At 69.9% G+C, this 9,097-nt stretch carries 6 protein-coding genes; 4 read left to right on the top strand and 2 right to left on the bottom strand.

Annotation, left to right across the window (positions count from 1 at the left end; all coding sequences use genetic code 11):
- Together LzC2_RS18565 and LzC2_RS22640 are read left to right on the top strand one after the other, a co-directional pair.
- The coding region (locus LzC2_RS18565) for a c-type cytochrome (RefSeq protein ID WP_171189527.1) at positions 1–614 on the top strand (614 nt) is incomplete at its 5' end.
- Between the two features lie 417 nt (positions 615–1,031).
- The gene (locus tag LzC2_RS22640; protein ID WP_171189526.1) at positions 1,032–1,652 is read left to right on the top strand and encodes an acyltransferase; all 621 of its coding nucleotides are present in this window, start codon (positions 1,032–1,034) and stop codon (positions 1,650–1,652) included.
- On the opposite strand, the gene LzC2_RS18555 is transcribed toward LzC2_RS22640, so the two are convergent.
- Positions 1,645–3,051 (bottom strand): DUF1552 domain-containing protein, encoded by a 1,407-nt coding sequence (locus LzC2_RS18555; RefSeq protein WP_171189525.1) that lies wholly within the window; start codon positions 3,049–3,051, stop codon positions 1,645–1,647. The genes LzC2_RS22640 and LzC2_RS18555 overlap by 8 nt on opposite strands.
- Before the next feature lie 82 nt (positions 3,052–3,133).
- Positions 3,134–5,665, bottom strand: coding sequence for a DUF1592 domain-containing protein (locus LzC2_RS18550; protein WP_171189524.1), 2,532 nt, complete (start codon positions 5,663–5,665; stop codon positions 3,134–3,136).
- Positions 5,666–6,078: 413 nt separating this feature from the next.
- Here LzC2_RS18550 and LzC2_RS18545 point away from each other — a divergent pair, with 413 nt between their 5' ends.
- On the top strand, positions 6,079–7,719 hold the full coding sequence (locus LzC2_RS18545; protein WP_171189523.1) for a hypothetical protein: 1,641 nt from the start codon (positions 6,079–6,081) through the stop codon (positions 7,717–7,719).
- Positions 7,716–9,097, top strand: a 1,382-nt coding sequence (locus tag LzC2_RS18540; protein WP_171189522.1) for a DUF1800 domain-containing protein, incomplete at its 3' end; no start/stop codon positions are given. The genes LzC2_RS18545 and LzC2_RS18540, both read left to right, overlap by 4 nt.

Raw genomic sequence — 9,097 nt, 5'->3', positions numbered from 1 at the left:
TCCCCGTTCGATTACTGGCGGACCCCGCGGTCCGTCAGACGCTGGAGCGCGTCGCCGGTGCCGCCGTGACGGAACGGGCGACGTCCCTGACCGCCGACCTGCCGGCCGAGGACGCCGCCCTCGACGCGCTGCTCGCCGAGCGAGCCGCCGCGTTCGATCCCGCCGCCGCCTCGGCGGAGCGCGGGGCGGCGTTATTCAAGCCACAGTGCGCCGCCTGCCACGCGATCGGCGGCGTCGGCGGGTCGATCGCCCCGCAACTCGACGGGGTGGGCGTCCGCGGCGTCGAGCGGCTCTGCGAGGACGTGCTGGCGCCGAACCGCAACGTCGACGCCGCCTTCCGCACGGTCCTGCTCGTGCTCGAGGACGGCCGCGTGCTCACCGGCCTGCCCCGACGAACCGAGGGCGAAACGTTGATCCTGGCGGACGCGGAGGGCAAAGAGTTCGCCGTCCCCGCCGAGACGGTGCTGGATCGGGCGGATTCGCCGCTCTCCCTGATGCCCAGCAACGTCGGCGAGACGCTGACGCCCGCCCAGTTCACTGATCTGCTGGCCTACCTGCTCGACCAGCGGGAACCCGCGGATCCCGCGTCCGCCGACGCCTCCGCCGAGAAGTGACGATCGGCGACGACGCTATTGCGGGGCGATCCAGTCGATTGCGGAGTTCCCCGGCGCGACCGGGCGGGCAGTCCGGTTCGTTCGGCGGGCTTCGGCGAGCGCCTCACCTGCGGGCGTCGAGTTCGTCTCGCCTCATGATCCGGCGGAGCAGCCCGTTGCATCCCATCCGACCGTGTCCGTAGAGTCGCCGATCGCTTTGACGGCTGATTCGTCGACGCTCCCGCGTACCCCTCCCCGAACTATTTCGCGAATGACGCCGGGGCGCGAGCATCGATCCTTGGGGGCCACGGCAGAGAGATCGCCGCGTCGGGCGGAAACGGTTCGGCCGCAGCCTGAGACCGGGAGGGGAGCCGGCCGGTGAATGCGACCGAACCGAGCGAACGGCCGGCGTCCGCCCCCACGACGGGCCGCGCGGGAGTGAAGCGATCGATCGATCTGGTCGCCTCGGCGGTTACGGTGCCGGCGTGGGCGGCGTACCGGACGTCCGCCGCCGTCGTCGGCGCCGAGCGGGCGTTTCCGGGCTTCGCCCAGCTGTTCGCGTTGCTGCCCGGGCTGACGGGGACGACGCTGCGGCGGGCGTTCTTCCGGCAGACCCTGCGGGCGTGCGGGCGGGACGTACACGTCGGGTTCGGGGCCCTGCTGACCTCCCCGGAGGCGACCCTGGGAGCCCGCTGCTACGTCGGACCGTACTGCGTGCTGGGAGCGGTGGACGTGGGCGAGGACGCTCTACTCGGGTCTGCGGCGTCCGTCACGAACGGCGGTCGCCAGCATGGAATCGACCGGCTGGACGTGCCCGTTCGGGAGCAGCCGGGCGAGTGGCCGCGGGTTTCGATCGGGCGGGACGTCTGGGTCGGCGACCGGGCGGTGGTGATGGCGAACGTCGGCGAGCAAGCCGTGATCGCCGCCGCCGCGGTGGTCACCGGCCCCGTCAAACCCCGCCAGATCATGGCCGGCGTGCCGGCGAGGGTGATCGGGGAGCGGGGGGCCGAAACGCTTGCGACTCAAGCGGCCGCCCGCGAACCGAGCGGGCTCAACTGAGCAGCTCCGGGAAGTCGCCGGTGGCTCCGGCGAAGCGGTCGGTGTCCACGCCCAACTGCCGCAACATCGTGACGAAGACGCGGGTGAGCGGTTGGTCGTCGTTGGTGATCGCCCGGCTGTACGGTTCCGGGCCGCCGTCCCAGGCGCCGCGGATGGAATCGGCGCCGGAGTAGTTCAGGTATCGGCCGTGCTTGAAGCCGAGGTTCCGTCCGCCGGCCAACACGAGCGGATAGTTGCGAGAGAGGTGAAACGCGCTCGACGCCGATCCGAACAGCAGGAGCGAATTGTCGAGCATCGACCCGGCGCCCGACGGCTCCGGGGTCTCCTTCAGCCGGGTCGCGAACCGGGCGAACTCCTCGTTGAGGAACCGGCAGTAGATCCCCAGGTTCTTCCAGCCGCCGGGACGCTTCGTATCGTGCGTCAGTTGGTGGGCGAGGTTGAATCCGACCGCCCGAGCCAACCGATCGCTGACCCCGGCCCCGTTCTCGCGGCCGATCTGATACGTCGCGACCCGCGTCGAGTCCGTTTTGAAGGCAAGGTAGATCATTTCCAGCATCGCCCGCACGTACTCCCGCGGGGAGTCCGGCGAGAGGTCCTGATCGACCGGCGGCCGACCGGCGGCCGGCGGGGGCGCGTCGACCCACCGCTTGGCTTTCTGCACGCGCCGTTCAGCCTCGCGCACGGAGTCCAAATATTCGTCCAGCCGGCCTCGGTCCTCGACCGACAGCCGCCGCCGCAAATCGTGCGCGTCCTCCAACAGGTCGTCCAAGGCGCTTTCGCTGATCGCCAATCGGCGGGCCGCATCGGCGTCGCTTTTGACGAACAGCATGTCGAACAGGCGCTTCGGGCTTCGCTCCGCGGGGATCGCCCGACCCGCCCGATTGAACGAAATCGTCTGCGCGTTCCGCGGCGTGCCGGTGCCGCCGTCCGTCGACATTACCAGCGACGAGAACCGGGTCGCGTCTCCGACGTGCTCCGCGTAGAGCTGATCGAGCGAGATCGAGTTCTCGTAAGCCCCTTCGCGGCGAATCCTGGCGGCCGTGAGGAACTGGTCCGCGTTGCGATGCCCGTGCACCTTGCGGGCCTCGGGGTGCGAAAAGCCGGAGAGCACCGTCAGGTCGTTCCGCAGCGGCTCGAAGACGTCGGTGCACTTGGTGAACCGAAACTCCGTGCCGGCGCCGTGGGGGAACCAGGACCAATCCTCGAACGCCGGATCCTCCCGCAGCGGCATGGGCACGCCGTCGGGGAAATAGATGCACGCCAGCCGCTTGGGAGCGTCCGGCCCCCCGGCGTCCGCCGCGACGACCGGCGGGGCGGACCCCAGCAGCGGCAGAGCCAACGCCGCCCCGGAGCCCCGGAGAAAACGCCGTCGGTCCAGTCGGTCGAGGTGGAATGCCACCGGTCGCTCGCTTGAAGGAGTCAGTGAAGTCAGTCGCCGTCGTCGCTCCGCGCCGTCCGTCGCGGACGGGCGGATTGCCCCGCTATCGCGATCGAAACAGCTCGCTCGTCACGAGGCTGGTCACCATCGTTCGCAGCCCATCCCCGGAGTCGCGCACCCGCTGGGCGACCTCAGTCACCCCCGCGCGGTCGCCGAAGCCGAGTCGTCGCCCGAGGGCGAACGCCGCCATGTTCTCGACCGTCGCCCGCACGAATTGATCGTCACGGTTCTCGATGAGGTACCGCTTGAGTCCCTCCATCCCGTCGAGCCGATCCGCGCTCGGTAAGCGGCTCGCGGCGTCGATGGGCTCTCCGTCGATGAGTTCGCGCCGGCGTCCGGTCGCGTCGTAATGTTCGAACGCGATCCCCCACGGATCGATCTTCTGATGACAGGACAGGCACGCGGCCTGATTGCGGTGGTCTTCGATCCGCTCCTTGAGGGTCAGCTCGGCGATCTTCGGGTCGGACAGGTCGATCTCCGGGACGGCCGGCGGCGGCGGCGGCGGCGGGTCGTTGAGCAAGCTCGTCAGCAGCCAGACGCCGCGTTTGACGGGATGTGAATCCGTCCCGTCGGAGTTCATCGTGAGCGGCCCGGCCTGGGTGAGCAGCCCGCCGCGGGGCGTGCCGGCCGGCAGCGGTACGCGGCGAAAGCGATCGCCCCGAACGTTCGGAAGACCGTAGTGCTCGGCGAGTCGTTCGTTCACGACCGTGTAGTCGGCGTCGAGAAACTCCAGCACGCTGGCGTCGTGTCGCAGCATCTCCCCGAACAGGGCCGCCGGTTCCTGCTTGATCGCGTCCAGCAGGGCTTCGTCGAGTCCGTCGTCGGCGGGTCGGAGATACTCCAGCGGCCGCAGCTTGAGCCACTGCTGCACGAATTGCTCGGCGAAGCGGTCGGCCCGCGGATCGGCCAACATCCGGTCGACCTCTCGCCGCAGCATCTCGGGATCATCGAGCCGCCCCGCCGCGGCGAGGTCCAGCAACTCGTCGTCCGGCAGGCTGCACCAGAGGAACAGCGACAACCGCGTCGCCAACTCGTGCTGCGAGAGTCGATCCCCCCTCTGCTCCTCCGGCGCCCCCGATTCGCCGGCCAGAACGTACAGGAACTTCGGCGAACTCAGGACCGTCGCGAGGACCTCGACGATCGCCTGCTGGAAGTCGTCGCAGCCGGGCCGCAGCCGCTCGAACAGCCGGAGCTTGCGGTCGACGTCGCGAGCCGCGGGGGGGCGGCGCCAGGCCCGGGTCATGAACGATTCGAGCACTGCTCGGGCGTGGGCGGTCTCGTCGTCTGCTCGGGCGCTCTCGGGAAACACCGCCCGGTGCGAATGCGGCGGCCACTCGTCGTAGACCGGGGCGGTTACCTCCACGAGGTCGATCAGGATCGCGGGGCTGTCGGAGCCGGCGCCGCCCCGTTCCCGCGTCGCATTCGTGAAGCGCAGAAACTCCGACGGGCTGGGCTGATCGCCCAGCCGCGTCTCCCCGCGGTAGGCGTTGCGGTGCCGGAGTTCGCCGAGGGGCACGTCCCACTGATACACCTTCGACCGCCCGTGGGCCGCATCGATCGAGAGGATGCGATCGCTCGCCCGTTCGAGCGACGCCCCTTCGTTCGTCGCCTGAAAGCCGAAGTCGAGCCGCAAACTCGGCAGGCGCTCCCCGGCGTCCTCGGCCCGCGACGCCCGGACGCGCACCCGCAGCGTGCCCTCCTCCGGCAGCTCGTCGCCCAGTTCGACCGTCAACGCCGCCCTTCGGTCGCCGGGATACACGACGGCCACGTGCGATCCTGGTTCCGGCAGAGACGACTCCGCGGCGGACGCCGGGACGTCGTCGGGCGCGAACGCGTATTTCGCCCCGACGTAACGCCAATCCATCTTCGTCCGCGCCCCCGTCGCAAGGTCCAGATAGTGCGACCGATCGGCCGGCGCCTGATCCGGTCCGGCCTTTCGGACGGCCTGCTCCATCGGCGCCGTCCAGCGTTTCAGAGGCGGACGCTCGCCGCGCACCGTCACGCGACGCAGCGCCTCGGCGGCAAGCCGGCGGTAGGCTTCGACCTGCTTCACGGACATCCGCAGCGACTCAGCGTCGTTCTCGAAACCGTCCTCCGCGCTGGCCTCTTCCGGCAGGTCGCCGACGAACGTCCAGGGCACGCCGAACAGGTCCTGCAGGGCGTGGTTGTATTCGTATCGCGTCAGACGCCGAAACGAGGAGCGGTCGCCGCGCCCCTTTCGCAATTGCTCCGCCGCCTGAATCTCGGCGGAGAGCCAATCGACGATGCGAACCCGCTCGGCGCCGGTCAGATCGCTCGACTCCGGCGGCGGCATCTCGCCCTTGCTAAGGACAGCATAGACCTCCAACCACCACGCGGCGTCCCCGCCGTCGACCAGATCGGCGTCCAGCTCGTCCGCCCGAAAATTGCCCTCGGCGTATTCGCCGCTGTGGCAGTCGAAGCAGGCCCGCTCCAACAGCGGTTTGATCGCGGTCTCGTACTGCCCCGGGTCGCGATCGGACGCGGCGGCGACCGTCTCGTCAGCGCTATCCCCTTCGCGGCCCCCGTCCTGCGCCCCAGCAAGGCCCGGAGTCACGAGGCAGAGGGCAAGCAGCGCGATCGGACCGACGCCGAGCCGCCCCTCCCCACTCACTCTAAAGTGTTTGACCGACTTGGAACGGCGTGCGACGCCCCGGGCGCACGCGCAGCGGCGAACCCGAAATCGAGTGGGGAACATTGTCGCGGGGGCGGGAGGAGGGGCGACGAGGCGGGGCCGTAAGGTACCGGCTCGCGGCGCTCGACCGAAGGAAAAAGGGATGAGCCGTCCGAAGCCGAAGCGGTTCAGCCCTCGTCGCCGGTGAATGGTTCTCTCCCGCGAGGCCTGCCAATCGCCCCGAGACCGGGCGGCCCCCAGCGTCGCGGACGCCGCGGAGGAGACGGGAAACGGCCGAAACCTGGCGGCGTCTTACGGGTATGACTTAACGCCTCCCTTCCCGGCCCGGACTTGCCATGACGGCCGCCGCCCTGTTGCTCGTCGCGTTCGCCGCGGCGGACGTGCCCGCCGATCCGTCGGCGCCCGCGGCCGTCTCTTTAGAAATCCGCGATCCGGCGGCGCTGCTCGCCCACCCGCTGATCGGGAACGTATGGGCGGAATTAAACGAGGCGCCGGGCGTGCGGGAGGCTCGACGCCGGCCGGAACTGGATGCCGTTCTCGACCCGTTGCGATTCCTCGCCGGCCGCTGCGATCGGGACGTGCCGACGCTGTTGGCCGATCTGACCGCGGGCGGCGTGCGCTTCGACTGGAGCGGCGAGGAGAACGGCCCGGCCGCCCTCACGATCGCCGCCGCCTCGCCGGAGGTCTGGCAAGAGTTCCTGCCTGCCTTACGAACCTGGCTCTCGAGAACCGCCGACCCGTTGACCGCCCTCGCGGCGATCCCGCCGGATCTGCAGGACGGTCAGGAATGGACCGTCGGTTCGCTCCGTTATCAGCTCGACGGGGCGACGCTCAGTCTCGCCTCCGGGGGAGCCCCATACGCCCCGCGGGCCGCTGGGGAGGATCACGTCCACCTTCGGATCGACCTCCATCACTTGCGGGAAAGCGGTCGTCTGCCCGCCGAGGCGGAGTTTCAGAAAGACCCGGCGTTTGCGGCGCTGCTCGGCGGGTACGCCGCTTCCCTGCTGTCGGCGAATCAATTCGATCTGTCCCTCGCCGACTCGGGGGCGAAGTCGGACGGACTGTCCTTGCGCATCGCCATGGATGGGGAGGAGAGGCTGCCCGGTTTCTTCGCGCCGCCCGACGCCGTCTCGCCGGCTCCGCTGAACGTGGCCGGGGCGCTTTATTCCGCGTCGTGGTATCGCGACTACCGAACGCTCTGGGACGCTCGCGGGTCGGCGCTTCCGCCGGAACAGGTCGAAGCGTTGGAGGCGAGAGACTTCGAGATTCGTCAGGGCATCAAGGTGCTGGGGGCGGACGTCCTGCCGAGCGAACTGGCGTCGGCGTTCGACAGTTCGTGGCGAGCGGTCGTCGTGAACGGAGAGCGGGAGTACCTCGTCGCCGCGACGCCGCCGCTGCCCGCGGCGGGGCTGGCCGTCAGCCTTCGCGATCGTGAGCGATTCGAAGATCTCGCCCGCCCGGCGCTCAGTGCGATCCGACTCGTCGCGGTGTTCGGCGGGGCGAAGATGCAGCCGTTCCGAACGCGGGGGAGCGAGGGCGAACTCGATCTGTCGGGGCTGCGTTTTCTCGACCGATCCGGCGCCGATTCCGTCGGGGATCGGGCGCGGTTCAACGTGGCCCCGACATGGACGGTGCATCGGGGGCACTTCGTCGTCGCTTCGACCCGACCGCTGGTCCGGTCGATCGCGGCGGCGCTGGATGCGGAGGCCGAGTCGCCGCACCGCTTGCCGCCCGGCGTGACGGAATCGCAGCGGTTCGAGCCGGAGGCATTCGCCGCGGCGCTGGACGCGGCCGGGGCGTCAGTGCGGTTCGCTCTGATCGCCGAGGGCGGGTTCGATTCCCTCGAGGCCGCGGCCATTCAGGAGGCGGCCGCTAGAGCGCTGAGGAGCCTGGGGCCGATCACCGTGACCACCGCCGTCGACGACAGCGGCCTGAGTCTCGAAATGCAGTTCACGCCGGCCGCGAGCGACCGATGAATCACGCCGAACGGACGCCGCAGGACACGCTGGATCGCTTCCGACCGGCCTCCGCGTGGGGGCAGTGGTGGCCCTCGCCTGACGTGGGCTGGGATCGGGCCGCGGCTGCGCATCTGCTGCGACGCGCCGGGTTCGGGCCTATCCCGGGGCAGTTGGAAACGATGGCCGAGCGGGGGCATCGGGCGGCGCTGGAGGATCTGCTGGAGCCGGATGCGGGAGAAGTCCGGCGTTTCGATGCCGCGGCGGCGGAGATGGAGGCCGCGGCCTGTCACAGCGGCCGGTTCGACGCTCTCTCCGCGACCTGGATGCACCGCATGCTGCGATCGCCGGACGTTCTGCGGGAGAAAATGACCCTGTTCTGGCACGGCCACTTCGCCGTCAGCGGAGCCAAGGTGACGGACGCCCGCTTGATGGCGGAGCAATTGGCGATGTTTCGACGTCTCGCTCTCGGCCGGTTCGGCGATCTGCTGGCGGCGGTGATGACCGATCCGGCGATGTTGCTGTGGTTGGACGGGGATCAGAACCGAGCGGGCGCTCCCAACGAAAACCTCGCTCGAGAGCTCTTCGAACTCTTCGCCCTGGGGCCGGGGCGCTACACGGAAAACGACATCAAGGAGGCGGCCCGGGCGTTGACCGGGTGGACCGTGGGGGACGCCGCGGACGGCCGCCGGGCCGTCTTCAGCCCCCGTCTGCACGACGGCGGGGAGAAGACCATCTTCGCCGTGACGGGGCGGTTCGGTGTGGGCGAGGTCGTGCGGCTTACGCTCGGCCAGCCGGCGTGCAGCACGTTCCTCATCCGGAAGCTGTTTCGGTTCTTCGTCTCGGAGACGGCGGAGCCGTCGGACGAATTGATCGCCCCGCTCGCGGAGGGATGGCGTCTGCGGAACTTCGATCTGCGATGGCTGCTCCGCACGATGCTGGGGTCCCGGGCGTTCTACTCGGACGCCGCCGTGCGGCAGCGGGTGAAGTCGCCGGTCGAGTATTGCGTCGGGCTGGCCCGGGGATTGGGCGGCCGGATGGGCACGCGGGCGCTAACCGACCAGGCGGCGGCGATGGGACAGCGACTGTTCTTCCCCCCGGACGTCTCCGGCTGGGAGGGCGACGCCGCCTGGCTGACCAGCGCCGGGTTGATCGATCGGCAGAATCTCGCCGCCGGGGCGACCTCCGGTGAAGGCCGCTTCGCCGGCCTCGACCCCGCCCGATTGGCGGAGGAGCATGAGCTAACGACCCCCGAAGAAATTAGTCGTTTCTTCCTTGATCACTTTCTCCAAAGCCCCGGCCACCCGGCCCACGACGCGCTGGCCGCTGAGCTGCGACGAACGGCGGCGGACGCCGGTCGCTTTGCGACGCCGCGGCTGATCGCCGCCCGCCTCGCCCG

The organism is Alienimonas chondri (genome assembly GCF_013036045.1).
Lineage (GTDB): Bacteria > Planctomycetota > Planctomycetia > Planctomycetales > Planctomycetaceae > Alienimonas > Alienimonas chondri.
The sequence above is the reverse complement of the archived record's forward strand: the minus strand, read 5'-3'. Positions and strand labels throughout refer to the sequence as shown.